General features: G+C 52.2%; 25 protein-coding genes and 1 tRNA gene. 13 read left to right on the forward strand and 13 right to left on the reverse strand.

The window, feature by feature from the left end; genetic code table 11:
- Nucleotide 1 precedes the first annotated feature (1 nt).
- From IPG80_RS18485 to IPG80_RS18525, 9 genes are all read right to left on the reverse strand, one after another.
- Nucleotides 2-847, reverse strand: coding sequence for an NADH-quinone oxidoreductase subunit K (locus tag IPG80_RS18485; protein ID WP_345110073.1), 846 nt, complete (start codon nucleotides 845-847; stop codon nucleotides 2-4).
- Between the two features lie 452 nt (nucleotides 848-1,299).
- Complete coding sequence (locus IPG80_RS18490; protein ID WP_345110076.1) at nucleotides 1,300-1,776, reverse strand: hypothetical protein; 477 nt, start codon at nucleotides 1,774-1,776, stop codon at nucleotides 1,300-1,302.
- Between the two features lie 103 nt (nucleotides 1,777-1,879).
- Nucleotides 1,880-1,953, reverse strand: a tRNA-Pro gene (locus IPG80_RS18495).
- A 65-nt stretch (nucleotides 1,954-2,018) separates the two neighbouring features.
- The gene (locus IPG80_RS18500; protein ID WP_345110078.1) at nucleotides 2,019-2,945 is read right to left on the reverse strand and encodes a hypothetical protein; all 927 of its coding nucleotides are present in this window, start codon (nucleotides 2,943-2,945) and stop codon (nucleotides 2,019-2,021) included.
- A 54-nt stretch (nucleotides 2,946-2,999) separates the two neighbouring features.
- A complete protein-coding gene (locus IPG80_RS18505; protein ID WP_345110080.1) occupies nucleotides 3,000-4,496 on the reverse strand; it encodes a carboxypeptidase M32 in 1,497 nt (498 codons plus the stop codon).
- Nucleotides 4,497-4,639: 143 nt separating this feature from the next.
- Nucleotides 4,640-5,356: a hypothetical protein gene (locus IPG80_RS18510; RefSeq protein WP_345110083.1), complete on the reverse strand. Its 717-nt coding sequence runs from the start codon at nucleotides 5,354-5,356 to the stop codon at nucleotides 4,640-4,642.
- 3 nt (nucleotides 5,357-5,359) lie between these two features.
- Entirely contained in the window at nucleotides 5,360-6,622 is a 1,263-nt protein-coding gene (locus IPG80_RS18515) for an ABC transporter permease (RefSeq protein WP_345110085.1), read from the reverse strand.
- A gap of 1 nt (nucleotide 6,623) precedes the next feature.
- Complete coding sequence (locus IPG80_RS18520) at nucleotides 6,624-7,316, reverse strand: ABC transporter ATP-binding protein (RefSeq protein WP_345110088.1); 693 nt, start codon at nucleotides 7,314-7,316, stop codon at nucleotides 6,624-6,626.
- Nucleotide 7,317: 1 nt separating this feature from the next.
- Nucleotides 7,318-8,580, reverse strand: coding sequence for an efflux RND transporter periplasmic adaptor subunit (locus tag IPG80_RS18525; RefSeq protein WP_345110090.1), 1,263 nt, complete (start codon nucleotides 8,578-8,580; stop codon nucleotides 7,318-7,320).
- A 284-nt stretch (nucleotides 8,581-8,864) separates the two neighbouring features.
- Here IPG80_RS18525 and IPG80_RS18530 point away from each other — a divergent pair, with 284 nt between their 5' ends.
- The 10 genes from IPG80_RS18530 (at nucleotide 8,865) to IPG80_RS18575 (ending at nucleotide 17,846) form a co-directional block, all read left to right on the forward strand.
- Entirely contained in the window at nucleotides 8,865-10,304 is a 1,440-nt protein-coding gene (locus IPG80_RS18530; protein ID WP_345110093.1) for an NAD(P)-dependent oxidoreductase, read from the forward strand.
- Between the two features lie 181 nt (nucleotides 10,305-10,485).
- A complete protein-coding gene (locus tag IPG80_RS18535) occupies nucleotides 10,486-10,743 on the forward strand; it encodes a hypothetical protein (protein WP_345110095.1) in 258 nt (85 codons plus the stop codon).
- 43 nt (nucleotides 10,744-10,786) lie between these two features.
- Nucleotides 10,787-11,209 (forward strand): nitroreductase/quinone reductase family protein, encoded by a 423-nt coding sequence (locus IPG80_RS18540; RefSeq protein WP_345110098.1) that lies wholly within the window; start codon nucleotides 10,787-10,789, stop codon nucleotides 11,207-11,209.
- Nucleotides 11,206-11,946: a class I SAM-dependent methyltransferase gene (locus tag IPG80_RS18545; RefSeq protein WP_345110101.1), complete on the forward strand. Its 741-nt coding sequence runs from the start codon at nucleotides 11,206-11,208 to the stop codon at nucleotides 11,944-11,946. Before IPG80_RS18540 ends, IPG80_RS18545 begins: the two co-directional genes overlap by 4 nt.
- 81 nt (nucleotides 11,947-12,027) lie before the next feature.
- Nucleotides 12,028-13,302: a hypothetical protein gene (locus IPG80_RS18550; protein WP_345110103.1), complete on the forward strand. Its 1,275-nt coding sequence runs from the start codon at nucleotides 12,028-12,030 to the stop codon at nucleotides 13,300-13,302.
- The gene (locus IPG80_RS18555) at nucleotides 13,302-14,537 is read left to right on the forward strand and encodes a peptidylprolyl isomerase (RefSeq protein WP_345110105.1); all 1,236 of its coding nucleotides are present in this window, start codon (nucleotides 13,302-13,304) and stop codon (nucleotides 14,535-14,537) included. The genes IPG80_RS18550 and IPG80_RS18555 overlap by 1 nt, the downstream gene beginning before the upstream one ends.
- Entirely contained in the window at nucleotides 14,537-15,784 is a 1,248-nt protein-coding gene (locus tag IPG80_RS18560) for a PrsW family glutamic-type intramembrane protease (protein ID WP_345110107.1), read from the forward strand. The genes IPG80_RS18555 and IPG80_RS18560 overlap by 1 nt, the downstream gene beginning before the upstream one ends.
- A 77-nt stretch (nucleotides 15,785-15,861) precedes the next feature.
- Complete coding sequence (locus IPG80_RS18565) at nucleotides 15,862-16,701, forward strand: tRNA (adenine-N1)-methyltransferase (RefSeq protein WP_345110110.1); 840 nt, start codon at nucleotides 15,862-15,864, stop codon at nucleotides 16,699-16,701.
- 1 nt (nucleotide 16,702) lies between these two features.
- Nucleotides 16,703-17,245 (forward strand): hypothetical protein, encoded by a 543-nt coding sequence (locus IPG80_RS18570; RefSeq protein WP_345110113.1) that lies wholly within the window; start codon nucleotides 16,703-16,705, stop codon nucleotides 17,243-17,245.
- A 1-nt stretch (nucleotide 17,246) separates the two neighbouring features.
- A complete protein-coding gene (locus tag IPG80_RS18575; protein WP_345110116.1) occupies nucleotides 17,247-17,846 on the forward strand; it encodes a CoA pyrophosphatase in 600 nt (199 codons plus the stop codon).
- A 61-nt stretch (nucleotides 17,847-17,907) separates the two neighbouring features.
- Here IPG80_RS18575 and IPG80_RS18580 read toward each other — a convergent pair whose 3' ends face one another.
- The 3 genes from IPG80_RS18580 to IPG80_RS18590 form a co-directional block, all read right to left on the reverse strand.
- Nucleotides 17,908-18,555: a 50S ribosomal protein L25 gene (locus IPG80_RS18580; protein WP_345110119.1), complete on the reverse strand. Its 648-nt coding sequence runs from the start codon at nucleotides 18,553-18,555 to the stop codon at nucleotides 17,908-17,910.
- 105 nt (nucleotides 18,556-18,660) lie between these two features.
- Nucleotides 18,661-19,179 (reverse strand): hypothetical protein, encoded by a 519-nt coding sequence (locus IPG80_RS18585; protein ID WP_345110122.1) that lies wholly within the window; start codon nucleotides 19,177-19,179, stop codon nucleotides 18,661-18,663.
- A 148-nt stretch (nucleotides 19,180-19,327) separates the two neighbouring features.
- Nucleotides 19,328-19,936 (reverse strand): FMN-binding negative transcriptional regulator, encoded by a 609-nt coding sequence (locus IPG80_RS18590; protein WP_345110124.1) that lies wholly within the window; start codon nucleotides 19,934-19,936, stop codon nucleotides 19,328-19,330.
- Between the two features lie 424 nt (nucleotides 19,937-20,360).
- On the opposite strand from IPG80_RS18590, the gene IPG80_RS18595 reads away from it, so the two are divergent.
- The 3 genes from IPG80_RS18595 (at nucleotide 20,361) to IPG80_RS18605 (ending at nucleotide 22,747) form a co-directional block, all read left to right on the forward strand.
- Nucleotides 20,361-21,002, forward strand: coding sequence for a hemolysin III family protein (locus tag IPG80_RS18595; RefSeq protein ID WP_345110127.1), 642 nt, complete (start codon nucleotides 20,361-20,363; stop codon nucleotides 21,000-21,002).
- Between the two features lie 101 nt (nucleotides 21,003-21,103).
- The gene (locus IPG80_RS18600) at nucleotides 21,104-22,489 is read left to right on the forward strand and encodes a hypothetical protein (protein WP_345110130.1); all 1,386 of its coding nucleotides are present in this window, start codon (nucleotides 21,104-21,106) and stop codon (nucleotides 22,487-22,489) included.
- Between the two features lie 90 nt (nucleotides 22,490-22,579).
- Complete coding sequence (locus tag IPG80_RS18605; protein ID WP_345110133.1) at nucleotides 22,580-22,747, forward strand: hypothetical protein; 168 nt, start codon at nucleotides 22,580-22,582, stop codon at nucleotides 22,745-22,747.
- A 4-nt stretch (nucleotides 22,748-22,751) separates the two neighbouring features.
- On the opposite strand, the gene IPG80_RS18610 is transcribed toward IPG80_RS18605, so the two are convergent.
- On the reverse strand, nucleotides 22,752-23,729 hold the full coding sequence (locus IPG80_RS18610) for an integron integrase (RefSeq protein ID WP_345110136.1): 978 nt from the start codon (nucleotides 23,727-23,729) through the stop codon (nucleotides 22,752-22,754).
- Nucleotides 23,730-23,820: the final 91 nt, after the last annotated feature.

The following is a 23,820-nucleotide window of genomic DNA, read 5'->3' on the forward strand; positions in this document are numbered from 1 at the left end:
CTCAGCCTCGCAATGAAGAAATCTTGGAAAGGTCCAATGTGCCTACACGAATACGCACTTGCACCGCAAGCGCAAGTGCTACTACAGCCACGATGGTGTCTGCCACGATAACGGTAGCCGCAATACTTTGACCAAGCCCAAGGTTTCCAGAATCTTTGCCTGCCAACACCAATGCAACCACAACCGCCTTGACCAATATTTGAAGTACAAGCACGATCTTGATCAGGTTACGTGTGATGAGTAGCCCATAAAACCCGACAGAAAGCAACAGAACCACTCCAATAAGAACAGCATTCAAAGGGTCAAAGTTCATCGATGCGACTCCTTTTCCATTTCGGCGCTGGCTGGAACGGTTTCCCTTTGCGATCTCGTTTTTTGTTCTTTTTCCGAAAGAAGACCCAGCACCCCCAAAACGCCCGAGAAGATCAACGCCACCTGCACCCACACATCCAATGCCCGCTGTTTCCAAAGCACCTGCGCCAGCATCACTTCGGAACTGGCAGACGGCGACGAGGTCAATGGGAACGTCATCCATGCAACCAAAATCGCAATGACTGTCACCAAGGCAAATGCGAGCGGTTTTGGGAATGATCGAGCTAGGGTCAAGATTATCATCCCCCACCACGCTCAAAACATACACCAACAACACTGTAACCAACCCGGCACCCACGCTCAACTCGATCACGGCAACTTCCTGCGCGCCAAGCAAATACAAGGTTACAGAAATTAAGGCGCTGACACATGCCAGGTAAAGCGTGGAAGGTAATAAATGTTTAGAAACCACGGCACGATATGCACAAAACGTCGCCCCCATACCAAGCAACAAATAGTAAATATATTCACTCATTTTGACGTACTCCACTCACTTTAAGTATGCACCTCTTCAAGGGATAAAGCATGTGCCCTTCCTCCCTATATTGTTGGAGATTCGTCAAATCACGATTATCTTGGTGAAATTGGGACTCTTGAGTGATTTTTGTAGTCCGAAATTCAAATTTCGAAAGCACCTTACTTGAGGGTTATTCTGTATCCAAGCATACTTTCCAATGTAATGAAAGGTGGACCCATGAAAAAACGATTGATATTTTGGGTTGAGGTGGGCGCCTGGTTTCGATCGCCTTCGACCGCGATATGGATCCTGCCCGTGTGGAAGATGCATTCACGCTTCTCGATACAAACCTTGAGCCTGTTTCCGGTATATTGAGTTGAGACAACGCCCGGACATCAACCTTCACTCTCGACTGGACAATAACGAAATCCTAATCGTCAGTCCTGAATTTTCAGCATCATACTAAAAGTCTAACCGGCAGTACCTCTTTGAAAATCGTTAATCTCCCCATGTTCGGAGCGCAATTCCTCAAGTAATTCATCGTGGATTCGATAGATCGCCTGGGAATTTTCCATTTCACCAAGCCAAAGGAGTGCTTCATCAAGGGTGGAAAATGCCTGATGAAGTTCAACATCATCATCCACGATCAACTCTAAAGACCTAATGAAGATCGCCAGCCCTTTCTTTGTGGTCAAAAATGCAGCAGGCTCCAACTGGAAGCCGGTCTTTTTTAGTTCTTTCATGCTTTTAACAAAGAACTTCATCCCCTCTTCATCCGTTTCGAGATCCCCAAGCCTGCTATCGATGATGAACTTCACCCGGGGACGTACACCGGGTTTAAGTTCCGGCTTCAATGAAGGGCTGAACAAATCACTAAATGTACAATGTCCGTAGACTAATTGGTAAAAAATTTTGATGTCAGTATCAAGACGATATGCAAAAGGCATAAAGCTCACTCCACGAATTAATAATTTCAAGGTTTGAAATTATTATAATGCTGAACATTAAACAAACACACCGCCTTCGGGTAAGGCGGTGTAAAAAATGCTGTCGGGGTGGAGAGATTTGAACTCTCGACCTCACGGACCCGAACCGTGCGCTCTACCGGTCTGAGCCACACCCCGATTTCATCCCCGCATGGGGAATAGCGGGCAGATTATACCATTGTGACTTATTTTGGCAAGGCAAATTACGGGTTCAGAATGACTTCCACCGTATACACATAGACCAGCTTGCCAAGCTCCGGGTCGCTGTAACCGACCAAGGGGTTATCCTGCCGGAAGGTCAGACGCGCCGCCGTCGGTTCGGTGACTTTATAAGGCAGGACAGTTTCGAAAGGTTGAGTATCAACACCATTCATGCGCAGAATACGAGTGGAGAGAACCTTTCCTTTCGTATCCACAAGCTCGACGGCGATCGGCTGGTCGTTATACGGCCAGATACGCCCTTTGAGAGCGACCTCGCCCGCGTAAAAATTCGACAATTCTTTAAATCCGTCCATCGCCACGCGTTCGTAGATAAAATTCCCAGGCGGGTTGATCTGAGGCGTCCCAACCGAATAGATAAGGATCGGCATGGTATTCAATGCCTGGATCCTGCCAAAATCATCCTTCGTGCTAATGCGGATGTACCCCGCCTCAGTGACTGCCCGGATCTCGTACTTAATGTCGAAACGTTGGAAAACGCCTAACGGATTGCGAGTTAGTTTTTTGATCTCGCGCTGCAACACACGTCCGTTTTCCCCGAGCAGATCTATCTGAATGGTGTTGCTCTCACCCGCAGCAATGATAGCTTGTAATATGAACGGCGACGTCAGGCTGGACATGGGACCCGGCGATACAAAACGGATCTGTGCAAACTCAGTAAAACCTGCAGCAAGTGTGGGTGTAGCGGTGGGTGGAATTTCCACCGGCTGTGAAATCGGGGGCAGAGGTGTTTCTGTGGCCGTAGCTGTAGGAGTCAGCGCGGCGGCGGTGGCAAAAGCCGCTTGCCCAGTCAACGCAACAACCGTTGGCAGATAATCTGGCGGCAGTGGCGTGGACGCAGGAGCTGATTGAGGCAAGCATGCCGCTAAAAGTCCGAAAAGAGAGGCGGAGAGGATAAGTCGAAGTTTCATAATTGGGAATAGAAGAGACGCCCTCTTCTAGGGCGTCTCTTGATTCGAAGCGGTTTACAGCCCGTACACTTCGCTGTACTTCTTCGTCAGATAACGTACATAGGCGGCAGAATCGATGGTACTGCCGGTGACTTTTTTGACGATATCCTGGGGGTCATACTTGTGACTATGAACATGGATCTTTGCGCGCAGCCATTCGCGCAATTCACCGAATTGACCCTTACGGATCTGCTCATCGAGGTCTTTGATCTCTTTGTTGATCTGTTCCCACAACTGCGCCGAAACGATGTTTCCAAGTGCATACGTCGAAAAATAGCCAATGGAACCGTACGACCAGTGGATATCCTGTAAAACACCCTGGCTGTCATTGGGTGGAGTGACGCCAAGATAATCGCGCATTTTAGCATTCCAGATCTCAGGCAGGTCTTTGACTTCCATGCTGCCATCCACCAAGCCGATCTCGATCTCGAGCCGCAGCATGATGTGCAGATTGTAGGTAGCTTCATCGGCATTAACACGGATGAACGAAGGTTCGACCTTATTAATGGCTCGATAGAAACTCTTAAGGCTGACACCATCCAACTGTGTCGGGAAGGTCTTTTTTAGTTCGGGATAAAAGTGCTCCCAAAACGGAAGGGAACGCCCAACCAGATTCTCCCACATACGGGACTGCGATTCATGCACTGCCAGCGAAGTGCCACCTGCAAGCGGCGTACGCTCATAAGCAGGGTTGCTGCCCAGCTCATACAAAGCATGACCGCATTCATGCATGGCACTGAAGAGTGTGGCAAGCGGCGCATTCTTTTCATAACGATTGGTAATGCGCACATCATTGACATTGAACGTTGTTTCAAAGGGATGCGGGGCTTTATCCTGTCTGCCACGGTTGAAGTCATAGCCGAATTTGGTGATGATCGCCTCGCCGAAATCCCACACCTTCTTTTCGTTATACGATTTGTTCAGAAATTCGCTTTTAACCTGTTTGGATTCGCTGATGGCTTTGATCAAGGCAACCTGCTTGGGGCGCAAATTACCAAAGATCTCACGCACCTCGGCAGTCTTCATACCCGGTTCATAGTCATCCAACAAAGTGTCGTAGGGATGATCAGCAGGCGGGAAGAAGGAAACATATTTTTTCACCAACTCCACATTCTTTTCGAGATGTGGACGGAAGATGGAAAAATCTGATTTGCTTTTCGCTTCTACCCAGGCTTCCACCCCTTTGGTCGCAGCGATCGCCTGCTCCGCTATGAATTCAGCAGGCACACTCTTGGCTTTTTCGTAGGTGCGCGCTGTTACGCGGATGAGCGCACCTTCATCAGTCTTCGGGTCTGTATATTCTTTTTTGAGATCTTCGAGCAGGCTGCCCACTTCATCAGAAGTGAATTTTTCCTGAGCGATCTTGCCCAGCGTAGCAAGCTGCTGACCACGCGCTTCGGCTCCGGCGGGCGGCATATTCACCTGTTGATCCCAACTCAAAATAGATCCGGCAGACCCAAGGTCTGACACTTCCCCAAGGATTTCCTTCAACTGAACCAATTTTTCAGACATAACAATTCTCCAGTTTTATTTGACACGAAGCGCCTCGAACTCGATCAGGGTTTGGATCCCGTTTCCCTGAACTTTTCCCTCGCTGCAATTGGCGTCGTTTCAGCCAGATTGTATCACTTTCGTAAAATGTACCCGCTTTACGCTCAGTTATTTTCGGGGCAGTTATGCTCTTCTTCCAATCCGTTCTTCGTCAGATAGATCATTTGACCTTCACGAATATCCAACACATCCACAAGAGGTTCATCAGGAAGAGAAACATCAAAGATTTCGTAACGCCCCGGGTCGATCTGGGATTGATTCTTATAGGTGCTGTTCGTCCAGAGCGAATACAGGTAAATTTCATTTGGCATGATGAGCAAATCATGCTCTGTGCAATTTTTGACATAAGATGCCTCGGCCCATTCTGTAAATGTGAATGCCGGAACATCAGACAGGTCACCGTCAATATGTGAATAAGGGGTTTGAAGAGAGATCCAGCCGGATTGTTCAGAATCAGGGATGATGACTTGCACCCATTTCGAAAGCATATCCTGCCCGATCACATCTGCACTGACACTGTTCATTAGATAACCAACGGTGTTATAGGCAGTGCCGGGTCCTCGGCGAATATAGAGATTGCCATTAACAGCAAGGATGCGTACAGAGGGCGCCGGAGTGAATGTCAGCGTGGGCAGCACCTCGGTGACAGGAACAGGCGTGGTCGTAGGAAGAGGCGCAGACGTAACTGTTGCCGTCGGCTCTTCAGTGGAAGTCTCCACAACTTGCACTGCGTCGCTTATTGGCGTTTGTCTCGCAGGCAGACACCCCCCCGCCACCAAAACAAGGAGCAGGGCAGAAACGATCTTTCGGGTATTGACCATAATTTATTCGTACCGCAAAGCTTCCACCGGCTCCAAGCTTGCGGCGCGGCTGGCTGGGTAAATGCCGAAGAAGAGACCGATGATCGCAGAAAAACCTGTCGAGAGTAGGATGGCATCCGTGCCGACAATGGGAATAAAGTTATTGCCGGTTGCCGTGGCAACCTGCTCAACAATGACCGCGATCAACCAGCCAAAAAATACGCCGATAATGCCGCCGATCAGACTTAATAAGGAAGACTCGGTTAGGAACTGCAAAAGAATATCGCGTTTACGCGCCCCAAGCGCTTTACGCAGCCCGATCTCTTTTGTACGCTCTGTAACAGAGACCAGCATAATGTTCATAATGCCAATACCGCCAACCAACAGGGAAATACCCGCAATGCCGCCAAGGAAGATGGTCAGCACACCTGTAATGGATTCAAAGATGCTAAGGAAGTCTTGCTGGGTGAAAACGGTAAAGTCGTCTGCACCGACAGGGGTTCGATGTCGCTGCCGGAGAATATTGGAAATCTCTTCGACCGCCTGCGGAACCGACTCAGCCGTTGTAGCTTGCACAAAAATGACGTCAACCTCATCGCGCGTACTGCGTTTAATGAGACGGGCTTGGGCGGTCGTAAAAGGAATATAAGCGGCGTTATCTTCGCTTCCAAATGCGCCGCCGCCACGTGCCACCAAAACGCCAATGATGCGGAAGGGTTGCCCTTCAATACGGATGACTTCGCCGACAATACCGTCGGCATGACCAAATAGAGCGATGGCAGTTTCAGGTCCGAGTATAACAACAGACATGCGCCCAAGGATATGTTCCTGATTGATAAATTCGCCTTCTGCCAGTTCAAGGTTACGAACAGTATAGTATTCAGGAGTGACGCCGGAGATAGAGGTGGTTGTCTTTTCGCTGGAGAACGTCAACAAGTTATTGCCCTGTATGGCAGGAGCAACCATTTCAACGGACGGCGCCGCATAAGTATCCAGTAAAGCGTTCGCATCACCCATTGTAAGCGGACGTTCATTGTTTCCATTACTACGCCCACCGCCCGAACCGGGAGGACCTTCTTGATTTGGCGCACCGCCAAAGACGAACAGTAAGTTGGTGCCGATGCTTGAAATGGAACCGGTAATGGATGCTTGTGCGCCGTTGCCAACCGCTAACATGGCAATGACCGCCGCAACACCGATGACAATGCCTAACACGGTCAGACCTGAACGCATTTTATTGCCGTTCAAGCTTTCGAGAGCTTCCAAAAGAGCCTGGGTAAATGTCATGTTAGCCCTCCTTCTCTGCAACACCAGTATCTAATTCGCCATCGCGCAGGCGAATGACGCGCTGGGTTTGTTCGGCGATCTTCGGATCATGAGTAACAATGATCAACGTTGTGCCAAGATCTTTGTTTAGATTCAGCAACAAACTCATAATCTCCTTGCCTACTTTCGAGTCAAGGTTACCTGTCGGTTCATCTGCCATGATGATGGCAGGGTTGTTAACCAGAGCACGGGCAACGGCTACACGCTGTTGTTGTCCGCCAGATAACTCGTAGGGACGATGCCCCATTCGGTTTTGAAGCCCAACCGCTTCAAGTGCGGCTTGTGCCTTGGCACGACGACCTTCGGTAAGCCCTGAATAGCGCAGGGGTAATTCCACATTTCCCAGCGCAGTGAGGCGTGAGAGCAAATTAAAGCTTTGAAAGACGAAGCCGATCTTGCGGTTGCGAACACTTGCCAACTGATCGTCATCCATCTGAGCAACTGATTCGCCATCCAAAATATATTCACCCGAGGTAGGGCGGTCGAGGCAGCCGATTGTGTTCATCATGGTGGATTTCCCTGAACCGGAAGGTCCCATAATGGAAACAACTTCGCCGCGTTCTACCGTAAACGAAACGCCGCGCAAGGCTTGCACTTCGATCTCGCCCATCACGTAGGTTTTTCTCAGGTCGCGTGCTTCAATGACCCAGTCCATGCTAGCCTCCACCGAAAGGACCCCCGTTGAACGCTGGCGGATTGAGGATGATCTCATCCCCTTCCTTAATATCACCGCTTGCAAGTACGCTCATCGTGTCTGAAGATGCGCCCAATGTGATCTTTATAGGTGTAGGCACACCATCACGCAGGATATAAACAACCCGGTCGCCATCTACAAGGCGCACAGCACGGTTCGGAACGAGGAGTGTGTCTTTCACTTCCTCAACAATGACGTTAACCGCTGCAGTCATGCCCGGTTTGACCTGTTCATCCGCATCGGTCAATTCCACGGTGACGGTGAAACTCACCACACCTTGAATAGTATCACCCGCCTGCCCCACCGCCACGACCTCGCCATTGTAGACTTTGCCTAAAATGGCATCAAACGAAAGGGTGGCAGTCTGACCAAGAGCAACACGATTGATATCCACTTCGGAGACCTGCACATCCACCAGTAAACTGGAGAGGTCATCCACGCGGAAGCCCACTTTGCCGGGCACGACCTGATCGCCGATAACAGAGCTCGCCTGGGTGATCGTTCCATTAAAAGGCGCAATAAGCTTTGAAAGATTCAGGGTGGCTTCGGCAGCAGCCACACGCGCACGAGCAGAGGCTACTTCATCTGAATCTGGCCCTTGTAAGAGGCGCTCATAGGCGCGGCGGGCATCTTCAAGCTTGGATTCGGCAAGGGCAAGATCACGCTCGGCATCTGCAATCGTTTCTTCGCTGGCCTTTCCTTTATATTCCTTGATCTTCAGGTTACCAAACTGGTCGTAATACGCTTCCTTAATATCGATCTTGCCATTAAGTTCGATGCGCCAGTTGTATGCTTTTTGATAACTTTCTTCGGCTTTATCAACCGCTTTTTCAGCTTCGTACAGGGCGGTATTCGATTGCAGCAGTTCGTCCAATGCTTTTTGCGCGCTGAAAAGGTCTGCTTCTGCCAAAATGATATTCTGGCTGAGAGTGGCTTTATCAAGGTTGGCAATGATAGTCCCTTGTTCAACACGTTCCCCGATCTCTGCATTCACATCACCAACGATGCCATTGGTTTGCCAGGTTAACGTAGCCGTCTGCTTGGCACGGACACTTCCTGTCGCGCCTACATACGCTGCCAGGTCACCGCGTTCCGCCAGAAGGGTCTGGAAAGTCACCTCTTCATTGGGGCGGGCAAATGAAATACCAACGAACAGAAGGATCACCGCAACCACACCGATGATGATCCACGTTCGCCGGGAAAATCTTGAGAAAAATTGACGCATAATAGAACTCCTCCAACAGGGTACAGTAAGCTTGCATTGCAGTTTTCTTACATTGATATAACACAAATCACCCAAAACCTTGTGGATAAATTGTGCAGATTTTAACTAATTGATTTTAATTCATTCATCCCGGCTTTTCCCCTTGCATTCAACTCCATTAATAAACATCTAATAAACAATATGACGATTGTCTCTGGGATTTGTGACATTTAAGTCTATGTCTATCCAATTTCATTGGTTATCATCCAAGGATACTTTATCTGTACGATTTTTTTGGAGGCAGAATGCAGGCAGTCCCCAGTGAATTTTTGGCAATCGATCGCAAGGAACGGGCAAACCGTCCCTTTTATGACCTTGATCTACGTCCGGCGGATGAACGAAAATGTGATTTCGGCGGTGTAGTGATCGAGTTCGACCCCGAGCGTGCCATGGTAGAAGCGGCACGCTGTATCCATTGCCCAGATCCGGCTCCTTGTATGGTTGCCTGCCCCACTGCCAATGACATTCCCTCCGCCATGTGGTTGATCGAACAGGGAAAGTTCGTGGAGGCAGCCGGTATTTATCATAAAACCAGCTCCCTTCCTGAGATCTGCGGACGCGTTTGTCCGCATGAAGCGTTATGTCAGGGTTCCTGTGTATTGAACAAACATCACACACCTGTATTGTGCGGTGAACTTGAAGCCTTTACAGTGGATTACGAACGCCGCACGCAAGGTCACCTCATTTCTCTTGCGGTTCCCAGCGGCAAAAAAGTTGCGGTGATCGGGGCAGGTCCGGCTGGGTTGGGCTGCGCAGACATCCTTCTTCAAAAAGGTCATGCTGTGACCGTCTTCGACTCCAAGCCTGCGCCCGGCGGTTTGTTGGTATATGGCATTCCCAATTTCAAGCTTTCAAAAGAAGTGTGGGAAGAGAAATGGGAAGAGTTCGAACGTGCCGGGGTGAAGTTCGTGCCAAACACTTACATCGGCAAGGACAAGACCATCGATCAGTTGTTCGCCGAAGGGTTTGATGCCGTGTTCATTGGCGTCGGCTCAGAGATCGACGCAAAAATGGAAGACACGCCCGGCACAGACCTGCCCGGCGTATATGAAGCGACAGATTTTCTCATCCGCGGCAATATTCCAATGGAACAGTTGCCGGAGAATATGAAGAAACCTTTGGAGCTTGGCAAGCGGGTGGTCGTGGTCGGCGGTGGCGATACAGCCTCCGACTGTCTGCGCACCGCATTGCGCCTTGGCTCTGAAGAAGTGACCTGTTTGTATCGCCGTACCGAAAAAGAAATGCCCGGCGGGAAGAAAGACCGCAAGATGGCACGCGACGAAGGTGCCAAGTACCGCTTCCTGACTCAGCCGGTCAAATTCATTGCCGGAGCAGACGGGAAACTCGCCGCTGTAGAATGTATTGAAATGAAACTCGGTGAGCCCGATGCAAAAGGACGCCGCAAACCTGTACCTGTAGAAGGCTCGAATTTCAGCGTGGCAGCCGATACAGCCATTCTGGCGCTCGGCTACTGGCCCGACCCGATCATCAGCAAGACCACCCCAGAACTTGAAACCTACAATTGGGGGCTGATCTCGGTCAAAGACAAAGCCACAGGTGCTACCAGCCGCGAGGGTGTATTCACCGGCGGCGACTGCGCCACCGGACCCGACCTTGTGGTCACAGCCATGGTCGGCGGACGTAAAGCCGGGCGGGCGATCGATCAGTATTTGAAAAGTAAATAGGATAAATTAAGAATTACCTGTTGAGGGCAGCAGGTCGTTAGCACGGCAGGGCACACCAGCCCTGCCGTGCGTCTTTTAAGCGCAAATTTACAACCCAACCTTTGGGTGCTTGACGGTTCTCCATGCAAGCCTTAACCTAAGAGATATTCTTCCCACCTGAGAGAAATACGAGGAGATCCTTATGTCAGCACCATTTATTTGCACGCAATGCGGAGGAAAACTTGAGGTCGAAAAAGCTCACGGCAATACCTCTGAAGGTAAAAATATCGTCTTGTCTGGGCAAGCCCTTAAATGCCCGCATTGCGGCACAGAATATTTACCAGAAGAAAATAGTGAGAACGGCACCGAAAACGCAACCATCTCGATCAAAGGATCCCTTGTAGAGGGGAATATCATTATTGGTAATGGAAACATCATTATAAATAGAAAAGAAGAGTGAGCCGTTGCCGAAAGAATCTTTTTACAGCAGTAGTCCAACATGAATGCAAAATATTCTGATCAAATGGTTCATGTCGGTCAATTCTCTGCTTATCCGCCTTAGCCGCGGGCGGGCAGGGAGCAAACTCGGCAAACAGACCATCCTCATCTTGCATACAGTTGGGCGCACATCCGGGCGGGAACGTGCCATCCCAATTGCCTACTTTATGCATGAAAACAGGTACTTGATCGTGGCATCGAATTGGGGAAGAGATAAGAACGCCGACTGGTATCTGAATTTAAAGAAAAACCCACATGCCCGTTTGGAAGTCAATGGCGATATCGTTGAAGTAACCTCACGAGAGGCGCAAGGGAGTGAATATGAGCACTACTGGAAATTCGTCACCGAGCGGCACCCGCCCTACCTGGATTACCAAAAGATGACCACCCGTCAGATCCCGATCATGATCTTCGAGCAAAACCAATGAAACTGGACGCACATTATGTTGACCCGCGCCTGGTGGCGCTTTACGACCGCGATAATCCACGTGGAAAGGATACAGATTTCTACCTCGCCCTGGCGGAAGAAACCCACGCCCGTCGCATCGTTGACCTGGGTTGCGGCACCGGGCTACTGACTTGCGAACTGGCAAGTGCCGGACGGCAAGTCATTGGTGTGGACCCTTCCGCAGCCATGCTTGCCATCGCCAAAGAAAAGCCCGGCGCAGGACAAGTTCAATGGGTTGAGGGCGCATCTGCAAACATGGGAAACCAGGAAGCAGACCTGGCAGTCATGACCGGCAATGTAGCACAGGTATTCCTCGACGATACCGAATGGGACGCAACCCTACACGCCCTATTCGAAACCCTGCGCCCGGGAGGCTATCTTGCATTTGAAAGCCGCAACCCGGAAGCGCGCGCCTGGGAAACATGGGTTCGCGAAAAAACCTACGAACAGTCCGAGACGACTTTTGGAAGCATGGAATGCTGGCTGGACTTGTTAAGTGTAAAAAATGGCATCGTACACTTCGAAGGGCATAATATCTTTAGCGACACAGGCGAAGATGTGGTGGTCAGCAGTGAATTACGCTTTCGCAGTCAAACCGAACTGACCGTATCTTTAACCAAGGCGGGCTTTCGTATCGAACACCTTTATGGAGATTGGAACCGTGAGCCTTTTACACCAGCGAGCCGCTTAATGATCTTCGTTGCGCAACGCAGCTAGATCAAGTCTGTTGCAGCTGCCGATCCGTTCTATAAACTCAAATTAAACATTCCAGAGAACGAAATAGGTATAATCCGCCGCATGATCCAACGCATTTTACGCGGGCTCGAGATCACGATCCTGCTCTTCATCCTAGCCGCAATGACCGGCTACAGCAACCCCTCACTCACGAACCCCATCGAAAAGGTGCGCGCCTACACCCGCAGCCTGGAATTCGATTACGTTGAGTGGATAGCAAATGCCGCCATCATAAAATTGCGCACCGCATCGCTCAACCTGCCATACACATTGGATAGCTCCGAGCAAAAACGGATCGTGATGGAATATTTCGCCATCACGCAAAGTATTCTCGAAAAAGAGAACGAGCTTTCCCGGCTGTATGCCGACGCATCCATTACCGATAAAGAAAAAGCCACAGAAGCGGTCCGTGAAGAACTTGAAAAATTGTACGAGCGCCAAAACAAGATCGCACCCCTGGCGGAAGCCATATTACAAGACCAGATCAGCCAGGTACTGGCAGAGATCCATCTCACTGCCGCCGGGCAGCCGATCCCGAACGTTTGGTATCACTCCACACCCCTGCCCATGGCAATGATCGTCTCACCGCGCGACCACATCGAACAGACCGCCAACATTTCCGTAGATACCGACTTGACCGTGGACGACCAGGTAAAACTGGAAGATGACATCACACAAGGCTTGAACGTCTCAACACTCATCGTGCAGATCGGCGGCATTGGCGTTTACCCCACCATGGTGATGCGCACCACAAATATGCCCTGGGTGCTCAACACCATCGCCCATGAATGGATCCACAACTATCTTACATTACGTCCGCTCGGGCTGTTATACAGTGAAACGCCGGAATTACGCACCATGAACGAAACTGCTGCCTCCATTGCAGGGGATGAGATCGGAGCGCTGGTGATCGAAAAGTTTTACCCGGAATTAAAACCCGCCGCCTTCCCCAACTTGAATTTGATCTCGCTTTCCTTTGACCGACCCGACCCCGCAACCTTAACCCGCCCGCCCTTTGACTTCCGCGCGCAAATGCATGAGACCCGCATCCACGCTGATGAACTGCTGGCCCAGGGGAAGATCGACGAAGCCGAAGCCTACATGGAAGCACGCCGACAGGTCTTCCTAAAGAATGGTTACCTGCTGCGCAAGATCAACCAGGCCTATTTCGCCTTTCACGGCGCCTACGCCGACTCGCCCGGCGGCGCCGCCGGTGAAGACCCGGTTGGACCCGCCGTGCGTACCTTGCGTGCGCAAAGTGACTCCCTCGCCGATTTCATCAAGACCATGGCATGGATGTGGTCCTTCGAACAATTACAGGAAGCGATAAGCCAATAATGAAAAAAATCTTATACGGGCTGCTTTTACTTTGTGCCGCCATTTTTTTAACTGCATGCGCCTCTTCGCAGGAAGCACCCCCAACACCCGCCCTGGTTTCCAACCCGGTCCTTCCGGTGACGGCAACCCCGCAATTCACCTGCAAAGTCATTGAGGCAATACCCACGCCGCTGCCAAATGAGCAGACACTGGTGCCCCTCATCACCGAAGCGGACTACTCCATCGGTCCGACAGATGCACCCGTTACCATTCTCGAATACTGCGACTTTCAATCGCAAGGCTGTCTCGCCGTAGCGCAGACGATCGCAGAGTTGATGCGCCACTATACGGGCGGCATTCGCTTTGTCTTCCGCCCCATGCCGCTGACGGATGCCCTCGACAAATCAGACGACGCAATCCTCGCTGCATTCGCTGCAGAAGAACAAGGCAAGTTCTGGGAAATGTACGACCTGCTTTTTGTGAATAACCTTGAATGGTCAAACATGAGCCCGGGAGAGTTCAAGGCATGGCTGCTGCGCACAGCTCCCAGTGCAGGGATCGATGTGGATCAGCTTACAGCGGCGATGAATGCCGATGAAGCGCAGAACAAGCTCAAGGCGGCGCAGGAGGCGGTGGCACAGCTGCCCATTCAGACCGCGCCGCTGGTCTTCATCAATGGTTCGCTGCAACAATATTTTCTTGACTATAAAAGTTTGAGTGAAACGGTGGGTCTCATTATGCTGGGGCAGAAACAGTTTAGCGATTGCCCGCCCTTTGATGTGGATGCCTCAAAACAATACATTGCAACCCTCGAAACCGAAAAAGGAAATATCGTCCTTCAACTTTTCCCAGACAAGGCGCCATTTGCGGTCAATTCGTTCATTTTTCTTGCGCGGCAGGGCTGGTACGACGGCGTGACCTTCCACCGTGTGATCCCCGGCTTTGTTGCCCAGGCAGGCGACCCCAGCGGCACGGGCAGGGGCAACCCAGGCTATTTTTTCGTCAATGAGCTCAGCGATCTAACTTTCACACGCCCCGGGATGGTAGGCATGGCAAATTCCGGACCCGATACGAACGGCAGTCAATTTTTCATCACCTATGCACCCGTCTCGCATTTAAACAAAAACTACACCATCTTTGGGCAAGTCATCAACGGACAGGATGTGGCAGAAAACCTGACTCCGCGCGACCCTTCGCAGGGTGGATATTTACCAGCAGGCGATATGATCCTGCATGTAAGCATTGAAGAGAAATAATGCAAACAAAGAAAACTCATTGGGCGTCTCTGTTGGTGCTGATCGTTTTTGGTTTCAGCTTATTGATCCTGGGGTTGATCGTTATCTTATTTGGTTTTACCTCATTCTTTGATCTATTCAGCGGCGGTGCTGACCCTGCAACAGGCATGATCAGCGCGTTTGCCTTTGGCTTCGTGAGCGTTCTGCTGCTGCTTTGTTCCTGGTTCGTGCTGCAAAAGACGCGCGGACTTGAACAAGCCGATCACTCGTTCAAATTTCCATTCGCGGGGTGGTTGTGGATCGTGATCCCTGTGGTGGTGTTCTTTAGCATCCTCATTGGTGGAGCGTTCACTATGGCAGAATTGCCCTGGTTGAACTGGCTGGTCCTGCCGGCATTGACGATTATGGTCATCGTGCCGCCGATCTGGCTGCTGTTTGGCACCGCCTCCAACGGCATTGAGCTGGGTCCGCGCTGGCGTTTCTTCTCCATCCTCGGGCTTGGGATGACGATAAGCCCCATGATCATGATCGTGCTGGAAATCGTGATCCTTGTAACTGTCGTTATTCTTGGTGTCATCTATGTTGCCGTAACCCAGCCCGCACTCATCAACCAATTGGAAACGCTGGCGAATATGGCAGACCAGTCCATGAGCGAAGACGCCATGCTCGCCGCAGTCACACCGTACCTGAGCAACCCCGCCGTGATCGCAGTCGGCATTGGGTACATTGCCCTGCTGGTGCCATTGATCGAAGAACTGCTCAAACCGCTGGCGCTTTGGTTCTTTGCCCGTCAGATCGAAACACCGGCGCAGGGATTTGCGCTGGGCGTGCTGAGCGGCGCGGCATTTGCGCTCTTTGAAAGCCTGAATGCCAGCGCAGACGGAAGTACCAGTTGGGCTTTCATCGTTGGTGCCCGCACCGGCACAAGCCTGCTTCACATGTTGACAAGCGGTCTGGTGGGCTGGGGCATCATTGCTGCGATTCAGGAAAAGCGTGCGCGGCGTTTCTTCGCTGCATACATTGGCGCCGTCCTCATTCACGGAATCTGGAATGCCTCTGCCGCTGGAATAGGACTCGCCATCCTTGGGGAGAGCATCGGCAAGCCGGAGTGGTTTTTCAATTTTGCGCCCGCCCTGCTGTGCGGATTAATGACAATGGGCATTGGGGTGGCTGTGCTATTACTCCAATTTAACCGCAGGCTGCGCAAGCCGCTAACAAGCCCAGTCGCTGCAGAGCCCCTGGAAAGCAACCCAAAAGAGATCGGCTAATTTTATGTTGCGGGCTTTGCTTCCGTAAATAAAAAGAACTTCAGTCTTTTCAATGAAGTAAAGGTAAAATCTCCGGCATGAATTATTCACTCAACGCACGCGAGGGCGACCTTGCCCAATTGGTCGGGCTCACGCACAAGCATTTCATTTTCATTCTGCAGCCCGGCGGTGATTTCCAGAGTCATCGCGGGGTCATCAAGCATGATGACCTGATCGGCAAACCCTGGGGCTCGCAAGTCTTCAGCCATACCGGCGCACCGTTCTTCCTGCTTCAGCCTTCGATGGCGGATATTTTGAACGAACTGCCGCGCACCACGCAAATCCTTTACCCCAAAGACATCGGCTACATCCTGATCCAGATGGGCATCTCAGAGGGGCAAACCGTCCTGGAAGCCGGGACAGGCTCCGGGTCCATGACGATCGCAATGGCGTCCGCCCTCGGACCTCAGGGTCGCGTCGTCTCATACGAACAAAAACCGGATACGCAAAACCTGGCGCGTAAAAACCTCGAACGGATCGGTCTCGCTTCACGCGTAGACTTCAAACTGCGCGACATCCAGGAAGGCTTCGATGAAACGGACGCCGATGCCTTCTTCCTCGACGTGCAAAACCCGTATGACTACATCCAACAGGTGCGCGCCGCCATCAAACCCGGCGGTTTCTTTGGCACACTCGTGCCAACCTATAACCAGGTCGAGAAGATCCTGTATGCTTTAAAGAAATACGACTTCGCCTTCGTGGAAGTCTGCGAGTTGATGCTGCGCTATTACAAGACCAATCCCGCACGCCTGCGCCCGACAGACCGCATGATCGCACACACCGGCTACCTTGTCTTTGCCCGCAAGATCGAACCCAGCGATGACCCGCGCGGCGCGGCGCTGGCAAAAGAAATTATCGGCATTGAGGAGGAGCGCTAATATGTTTCGACGCGCAAGAAGATTCTTAAGAGGCACCCCGCCCCCACCCGTGCCGCCCGCCCTGCAACGCGCCCGCCGCCTGATGGATGCCGGGGAGTACGCCGAAGCCGCGCTGACATTCCATGACCTGGCACAAAAAGCGGAAGAGCGTTTCCCTGAGCGGGCGCCCTTCCTTTATTTTGAAGCCGGTCACGCCGCCATTTTATGCGGTGACCACAAAAAAGCAGTCGCGCACTTTCGCAGCGGCTTGACCCTGCTTGCCAGCCAGCAACGCTTTCACCGGGTGCAAAAAGCCGGAGCGCGCATCACAGCAGAATTGCGGGAGCGCGGACTGCAAGCCGAAGCGGATGAGATCGAAGCGCTCATCAAAAACAACCTGCCCACTCAGCTGACAGCAGAATCTTCTTCACCCCAAAAACGCGCCATCCTGCCCACGCATTGTCCATCTTGCGGTGCGGCGGTCCGCCCGGATGAAGTGGAGTGGCTGGACGAGGTAACCGCCGAATGCGATTACTGTGGAAGCCCCGTTCGCGCTGAAGCCTAGCATGACCGAGATCACCGAAGCATTCATTCGAAATAAATTAGCCGAGCTGGATCGTTCTCACGCGGAATCAGACGGTTATGCAGAGATCCCCATCCACCCGGATGAGCATTTGAAATGTGCGGCAGTCCTCGTGCCGCTGGTGTTCTTCCAGAACGAATGGCATATCCTGTACACGCGGCGCACCGACCGGGTCGAATCACACAAGGGGCAAGTCTCTTTTCCGGGCGGCGCCTGTGACGAGGGCGAAACCACACCGGAAGAAACCGCCCTGCGCGAAGCCGATGAAGAGATCGGCATTCGACCAACCGATGTAAACATCCTTGGAACCCTGAGCCGCATGGTGACCATCAGCAAATTCAAAGTAACGCCCGTGGTGGGCATCATCCAATTTCCGTATGCGTTCAAAACCTCCGGCGCGGAAGTGGCGCGGGTCTTTACCATGCCGCTGTTGTGGCTCGCCAACCGCAATAACTACTGGGAATTTTCCCTGCCCGGCTCAGAGCGCAGCGTGATCTTTTATCATCCGTATGATGGCGAACTATTATGGGGCGCAACCGCAAGGATGACGGTTAATTTCCTGAAGATCCTTGGACTGTTATAAAAATAAAAAAAATCCGCCATCTTGCGATGGCGGATTTTTTTTATTGACTGCGTAGAAGAGATTACTCTTCGTCTTTCTTGCCGCGTTCCACACTGAGTTCGGGGGAGGCAGCTTCGGCGGCACCTTCGGCACCAGCCGCACCACCGGGAGTTTCTTCCTTGGTGATGGTAACGACCGCAATGGTCTCTTCGGGGTCAGCCAGAATGCGGACCTTGTCGGAGACAGCCAGGTCGCGCACGCGGATGATATCGCCGATCTGCTTGAGCATGGCAATATCCACGTTGATGCGCTCGGGAAGGTCGCCCGGCAAACATTCCACTTCGAGGCGTTCCAGGTTGTGAACGAGGATACCGTTGTAATCCTTCACTGCAGCGGAAACACCGACGAATGCAAGACCCACGCTGGTGCGGAGCTTTTCATTCATATCCACGGCGAGGAAATCGACATGGGTCAAAACACCCTTGATGTAATCGCGCTGGCGTTCGCGCACGAGGGCGGGATATTCCGTGCCATCCACATCAAGTGTCACCAGGCTGGAGGCGGAGACTTTTGCCAACGCCAACCCTGCACTGTGAGAGTCCAAGGCGATCGAGATCGGCTCAAGATGACGCCCGTAGATCACGCCCGGAAGTTTGCCTTCGCGGCGCATGGCTTTCACTTGCTTTCCGATCACATCACGTTTGGTTGCCTTCAAAACTATTTTTTCCATCGTACCTAACTCCTTGGGCGCCTCTCACGCGGCAACTCCGCCGCATTACCTTCGCCCGATCATAGAATTTCTGTAAAGCGGGTCTTGCCCGCCGAACATCCAAAATTATTTTTTGCCGAATACCATGCGCCCCAGCAGGAGCATGATGCCTGCAAACAAGCCGCCGACCAGCCCGGCAATGACCGCTCCGCGGGTATCGATCACTGTGGTTACATTGCCTGTCACGTTACGGGAAAGCAGGACGACCGACTCGATCTTCTCACCGCGGACTTCACGCGCCGCGACAACACCCGTATAGGCATTGCCAAACTCGACGCTTCCCGCCACGACCACACCGGCGCCGCCGTTAAGAGAGAGGGCACCCGCTCGAGCCGCCGCCACCGCCCCATGCTGGACGGTAACTTCATCTGCATGAACAACAGCCGCCGCGGATTCGTGCAGTTTCACGTTCACGGCATGCACCTGCGCCGCCGCGCTCATGTTCAACTCCACATCTTCGGAGTGGACCACGCTCGCAGAACTTTGATGCATACGCACCATTTCAGCGTTGACCGTTTCCACGTCCACTTGGGCGAGGTTGGTCACTTGTGAGATCGGGGCTGTGGGTTCGTTTGGTTCGATCATGTTTTTTTTGGCAGAAAATGCGCCTCCGCGAGGAGGCGCTTCATTGATAACGGCTTGGATTTTATCCGTTTGAGGGGGGTTCGTCAAGGAAGAGCCGCGCTTCGGCACTCGCACAGCGACAATTGACCCATAGATCAGCGAAAAACAGCTATTTTCGTCTGGCTTTCATCTCTTTGGCAATCTCTGCCGAGGCAGAGTCGCCGCGTTCTTGCAGGTGGCTGATAATGCTTGCGTAGGATTCATCGTCGCGGTTTTGGCTCAGTTTGGAGGCGGCTTCGAGGCGGGTGACATCGAGGGCAAAGCCTGCCACGCCGCGGGTCTCTTTTTCCACGAAGTCGGCGGGCAGGGCTTCCAGGCTGTAGCCGGTGCCGGTCTCGTGCATGGCGACCAAACCGCTGAGGAGCGAGGCGAGCGCATCGCCCTCTAACATGCGTACCCTGCCATAGACATGCACGTTTATGTAGTTCCAGGTGGGCACGTTGACATGGTTATACCAACGCGGCGAGATGTAGGTATGCGCGCCCTGAAAGATGAGCAGGACCTCCTGCCCGCCAAAGGTCTTCCATTGCGGGTTGGCGCGTGACATGTGCGCCAGCATGGTCAGCGAGCCATCGGCATGCTCAACGACTTCCACTGGCAGGTGTGTGGCGGTCAGTTTTTCGCCGTCGTGCGAAACAAGCGCGGGGAAGTTATTTGCCCTGAGAAAGGCAAGGATCTTTTCACGGTCTTCTTCACGATAAAGTTTTGGGATGTGCATGCGCGAACCTCTTTTATTAGACTTCTTGTAAAAGTTTGTTTTTCATCCTGCTCAAGGCGGCGCTCTCGCCCCCGGGGACTGCGGCGAGAGCACGTATGCAAGAGGGTTATTCCTTTAATAGATTAGACCTCTTGTATACGTGATTTGGATTCCTGAAATTTTACTTCAGGAAACGCTGTCGAAAGTAGAACTTTCGGAGTCCGTTTATATTATTTCCACTTCAGGTAATGCTGCCGAAAGTAGAACTTTCGGAGTCCTTTTATATTATTTCCACTTCAGGTAATGCTGCCGAAAGTAGAACTTTCGGAGTCCGTTTACATTTTTAAGACTTTCGCAAGGGGTCTATTATAGAATTATCAGACTTTTTTATTCAGGGGCAGACTTGGTTATAATCCGAAAGTTGATCTGACCTAAGGAAAATATTATGTTGAAAAAATTACGCGAACCTGTAAACAGTCTCACCCATTGGGGCGGCGCATTGCTGGCGCTGATCGGGCTGGTTGCCCTGCTCATTATAGGCTGGAGCACACCTGCCAAAGTGATCTCGCTGGTTATTTATGGCATCAGCTTGATCTTTATGTTCTCGGCAAGCGCCACGTATCACATGGTGCGGGTCAAGGACAAGGCGCTGGAGATCTTCCGCAAGGTCGACCATGCCGCCATTTATGTGCTGATCGCCGGGACGTACACCCCGTTCTGCATCAATGCCTTTGAAGGTTTCTGGAAATGGGGCATGCTCTCCATCATCTGGTCGCTGGCGGTGATCGGCATCATCGTTAAGATATTCTACATCCGCGCGCCGCGCTGGTTGAACGCGGGCATCTACATTGTGATGGGCTGGCTGAGCGTTGCTGCGGCTGGCGAGATGCTTGCCGCACTGCCCGCCTGGGTGTTGACCTGGATGATCGTGGGCGGTGTGATCTATACCCTCGGCGCCGTGGTGTATATGACGAAGATCTTCAACTTCAAGCCGGGCGTGTTCGGTTTTCATGAGGTCTGGCATATCTTTGTACTGCTTGCGGCAGCGGCGCATTTTGTGGCTGTATTGGGTGTGGCGCTCTCTTAGCTCAGCACAGTGTATGCAGATCATATTGCAGCCAAAGCAAAACTCGCCCCGAACCCGCTGGTTCGAGGGTGAGTTTGTTTTTAAGAGTTGAAAGGAATTGTATGCGTCCGCTTGAAATTTTGATCCCTGTTCTTTTGATCGTCTACCTAATTTGGAAACATCCCCGCCCGGTGTACATTCGGTTGATGCCCGTTTTAGCGGTTGTTGTGAATGTGATGCATCTTGCCGTGGAGGGGTATCGCTGGCAAATGATCCCGCTTTATATTCTTTCGCCGTTGATCGCCATCAGCAGCCTGACAAAAATATTCGGGGCAAAGGATTGGAAGCCGCGCGCTTCTTTCTTAAGTGTGGGTTTGGTTGCGCTCGCGACGGCTATCCCTATTCTGTTGCCGATTCCGCGCATCCCTGCTCCCAGTGGACCTTTTCAGGTGGGAACCCGAAGTTTTGAAATGGTGGATGAGGCTCGAAACGAAATTTATTCCGGCAAGGATGAGGCGCGGCGGTTCATGATCCAGGTTTGGTATCCGGCGGAGGTGAAGGAGACGGATGTGCGCGCGCCGTGGATGGAGAATGCGGCGGTGTTTGCGCCTGCGATCGCAACGTATATCGATCTGCCGTCTTTCTTCCTTGACCATTTGGTGCTGACGAGTATTCCGGCATATAAAGATGCCGAGGCGGCGGTGGTGAACGAAGAGGCGTTTCCGGTCATTTTCTTTTCGCACGGTTGGAATGGGTTCAGTGCGCAGAATGCGGGGCAGGCGTTGGAGCTGGCAAGCCACGGGTATGTGGTGGTGGGTATGCAGCATACGTATGGGGCTGTAACGACGGTGTTCCCGGATGGGAGTATTGCGCCGAATAATCCGGATGCGCTGCCGCGGGATGGCAAAGACCCGAACTATGAAGAGGTGGCGCGGGTTTTGGTGGATCAATGGGCTGGGGATATGTCTTTTGTGCTGGACCAGCTAACAGTTTGGAATGAGGCGGATGCGAATCCGTTCTTTGGCAGGCTGGATCTGAGTCGGGTTGGGGCGTATGGGCATTCGACGGGCGGCGGGGCGGTGATCCAATTCTGCGGTACGGATGCGCGTTGTAAGGCGGTGTTGGGAATGGATCCTTTTATGCGTCCGGTTTCGGCGGAGGTGATCGCTGCGGGGGTTTCGCAACCGGCTTTCTTTATGTTCTCGCAAGCCTGGGCTGATGATACGGGTACGCCGAGCAGTAAGTTGTTTGGGCAGTTCATTCCGAATGTGAAGAATGGTTTGGGGGTGGTGAGCATTGATGGGACGCGGCATTTTGATTTCAGCGACCTGCCGTTGTTTTCGCCGATCGCGCCGCAGTTGGGGTTGAAGGGTCCGTTGAATGGGAAGCGGGTGACGGTGATCGTGACTTCGTATCTGTTCGATTTTTTCGAGCTGACTCTGCGGGATGTGCCTTCTGCTCTTTTTGAGGGGGCGAGTCCTTTTGTGGAAGTGCGAGCGGTGAAGTAAGTTACCGTGGATAATGAATAAGCAGTTCTGTACACGGATTAGACGGATTACACGGTAAAACGCGGATTTTTTATTTTTTCGGAGGATGTGATGCGGACGACAAAGCAGAAGGTTTCAGGGGTGTTGCTGCTGTTGGGGATGGTGTTGTTGGTGGTGGGTATGAGCACAGACAACACGGCTTTTTCATGGGCGGCTGTGGTGTGCGTGCTGTTGTCTTTGTTGGTTGGCGGGCGGTGGCTGCGGCGGCGCAGGCGGTAGGGGTTTAGGGGTCGAGGGGTGATCTGACGGCGTTGGCTCCGCGCTGGAGGACGTGGGTGTAGATCATGGTGGTCTTTACGTCTTTGTGCCCAAGGAGTTCTTGAACGGTGCGGATGTCGTACCCGGCTTGGAGGAGGTGGGTTGCGAAGCTGTGGCGGAAGGTGTGCGGGGTTACGCGTTTTGTGATCTTGGCGGTGTTTGTGGCTTCACGGATGGCGCGTTGGAGGGCGGTTTCGTGGATGTGGTGGCGGTGCGGGGTTTGGTCTTCGTCGTTTGGTGCGGGTGGGGTTATGGTAGATGCGGGAAAGAGGAATTGCCAGTTGGTTTGTTTGTGTGCGGCTGGGTATTTTTTGCCGAGCCCGAATGGCATGATTACTGAGCCAAAACCGGCGGCGAGGTCTTTGTGGTGGAGGGCGGTTACACGGTCAATTTGTGTTTTTAGCAGGGGGATGACGGAATCGGGGAGCATGGTTACGCGGTCGTCGCCGCCTTTGCCGTCGAAGACGATGATGCGGTGGTTGTCGAAGTCTATGTCTTTGATGCGGAGCCGAAGGCATTCCATGATGCGGAGTCCGCTTCCGTATAGAATCTGAGCCATGAGTTTGTAAGGTCCGCTCATGTTGGATATGATGCTGCGGGCTTCTTCTTTGGAGAGGACGGTTGGTACGCGTTTGCCTTTTTTGGGTCGGACGAAGTTGAGGGTGGTTTCGTCCAGTTCGATGCGGAGTACGTTTTTGTAGAGGAATATGATGGCGCTGATGGCTTGGTTTTGGGTGGAGGCGGAGGCTTTGCGGTCTACTACGAGGTGGGTGATGAATTGGTTGATCTCGGTTATGTTCATTTCGCGTGGGTGGCGTTTGTTGTGGAAGAGGATATATTGCCGTACCCAGTGTATGTATGTTTTTTCGGTGCGTGGGGAGTATTGTTTGAGGCGGATGTGGTCGCGGTAGTGGTCGAGTAGTTTTTTGGGTTTTTGTTCCATGGCTTGCCCCCTCCTGTGGGTGATTGTATAATGGTTGTTATTGAATATAAGATATTATACAGCGAAATCGCTGTTATACACGCCAAAACGG

The sequence above is a fragment of the Candidatus Villigracilis vicinus genome (assembly GCF_016702885.1).
GTDB classification, from domain to species: domain Bacteria; phylum Chloroflexota; class Anaerolineae; order Anaerolineales; family Villigracilaceae; genus Villigracilis; species Villigracilis vicinus.

Excerpts from the sequence above, each read along its gene's own strand:
- IPG80_RS18485 (WP_345110073.1), bottom strand. The coding sequence starts at position 847 with ATGAGTGAATATATTTACTATTTGTTGCTTGGTATGGGGGCGACGTTT.
- IPG80_RS18570 (WP_345110113.1), top strand. The coding sequence starts at position 16,703 with ATGTTTCGACGCGCAAGAAGATTCTTAAGAGGCACCCCGCCCCCACCC.
- IPG80_RS18605 (WP_345110133.1), top strand. The coding sequence starts at position 22,580 with ATGCGGACGACAAAGCAGAAGGTTTCAGGGGTGTTGCTGCTGTTGGGG.
- IPG80_RS18600 (WP_345110130.1), top strand. The coding sequence starts at position 21,104 with ATGCGTCCGCTTGAAATTTTGATCCCTGTTCTTTTGATCGTCTACCTA.
- IPG80_RS18585 (WP_345110122.1), bottom strand. The coding sequence starts at position 19,179 with ATGATCGAACCAAACGAACCCACAGCCCCGATCTCACAAGTGACCAAC.
- IPG80_RS18500 (WP_345110078.1), bottom strand. The coding sequence starts at position 2,945 with ATGAAACTTCGACTTATCCTCTCCGCCTCTCTTTTCGGACTTTTAGCG.
- IPG80_RS18540 (WP_345110098.1), top strand. The coding sequence starts at position 10,787 with ATGCAAAATATTCTGATCAAATGGTTCATGTCGGTCAATTCTCTGCTT.
- IPG80_RS18545 (WP_345110101.1), top strand. The coding sequence starts at position 11,206 with ATGAAACTGGACGCACATTATGTTGACCCGCGCCTGGTGGCGCTTTAC.
- IPG80_RS18550 (WP_345110103.1), top strand. The coding sequence starts at position 12,028 with ATGATCCAACGCATTTTACGCGGGCTCGAGATCACGATCCTGCTCTTC.
- IPG80_RS18525 (WP_345110090.1), bottom strand. The coding sequence starts at position 8,580 with ATGCGTCAATTTTTCTCAAGATTTTCCCGGCGAACGTGGATCATCATC.
- IPG80_RS18590 (WP_345110124.1), bottom strand. The coding sequence starts at position 19,936 with ATGCACATCCCAAAACTTTATCGTGAAGAAGACCGTGAAAAGATCCTT.
- IPG80_RS18505 (WP_345110080.1), bottom strand. The coding sequence starts at position 4,496 with ATGTCTGAAAAATTGGTTCAGTTGAAGGAAATCCTTGGGGAAGTGTCA.
- IPG80_RS18560 (WP_345110107.1), top strand. The coding sequence starts at position 14,537 with ATGCAAACAAAGAAAACTCATTGGGCGTCTCTGTTGGTGCTGATCGTT.
- IPG80_RS18595 (WP_345110127.1), top strand. The coding sequence starts at position 20,361 with ATGTTGAAAAAATTACGCGAACCTGTAAACAGTCTCACCCATTGGGGC.
- IPG80_RS18580 (WP_345110119.1), bottom strand. The coding sequence starts at position 18,555 with ATGGAAAAAATAGTTTTGAAGGCAACCAAACGTGATGTGATCGGAAAG.
- IPG80_RS18510 (WP_345110083.1), bottom strand. The coding sequence starts at position 5,356 with ATGGTCAATACCCGAAAGATCGTTTCTGCCCTGCTCCTTGTTTTGGTG.
- IPG80_RS18555 (WP_345110105.1), top strand. The coding sequence starts at position 13,302 with ATGAAAAAAATCTTATACGGGCTGCTTTTACTTTGTGCCGCCATTTTT.
- IPG80_RS18575 (WP_345110116.1), top strand. The coding sequence starts at position 17,247 with ATGACCGAGATCACCGAAGCATTCATTCGAAATAAATTAGCCGAGCTG.
- IPG80_RS18535 (WP_345110095.1), top strand. The coding sequence starts at position 10,486 with ATGTCAGCACCATTTATTTGCACGCAATGCGGAGGAAAACTTGAGGTC.
- IPG80_RS18565 (WP_345110110.1), top strand. The coding sequence starts at position 15,862 with ATGAATTATTCACTCAACGCACGCGAGGGCGACCTTGCCCAATTGGTC.
- IPG80_RS18515 (WP_345110085.1), bottom strand. The coding sequence starts at position 6,622 with ATGACATTTACCCAGGCTCTTTTGGAAGCTCTCGAAAGCTTGAACGGC.
- IPG80_RS18490 (WP_345110076.1), bottom strand. The coding sequence starts at position 1,776 with ATGCCTTTTGCATATCGTCTTGATACTGACATCAAAATTTTTTACCAA.
- IPG80_RS18520 (WP_345110088.1), bottom strand. The coding sequence starts at position 7,316 with ATGGACTGGGTCATTGAAGCACGCGACCTGAGAAAAACCTACGTGATG.
- IPG80_RS18530 (WP_345110093.1), top strand. The coding sequence starts at position 8,865 with ATGCAGGCAGTCCCCAGTGAATTTTTGGCAATCGATCGCAAGGAACGG.
- IPG80_RS18610 (WP_345110136.1), bottom strand. The coding sequence starts at position 23,729 with ATGGAACAAAAACCCAAAAAACTACTCGACCACTACCGCGACCACATC.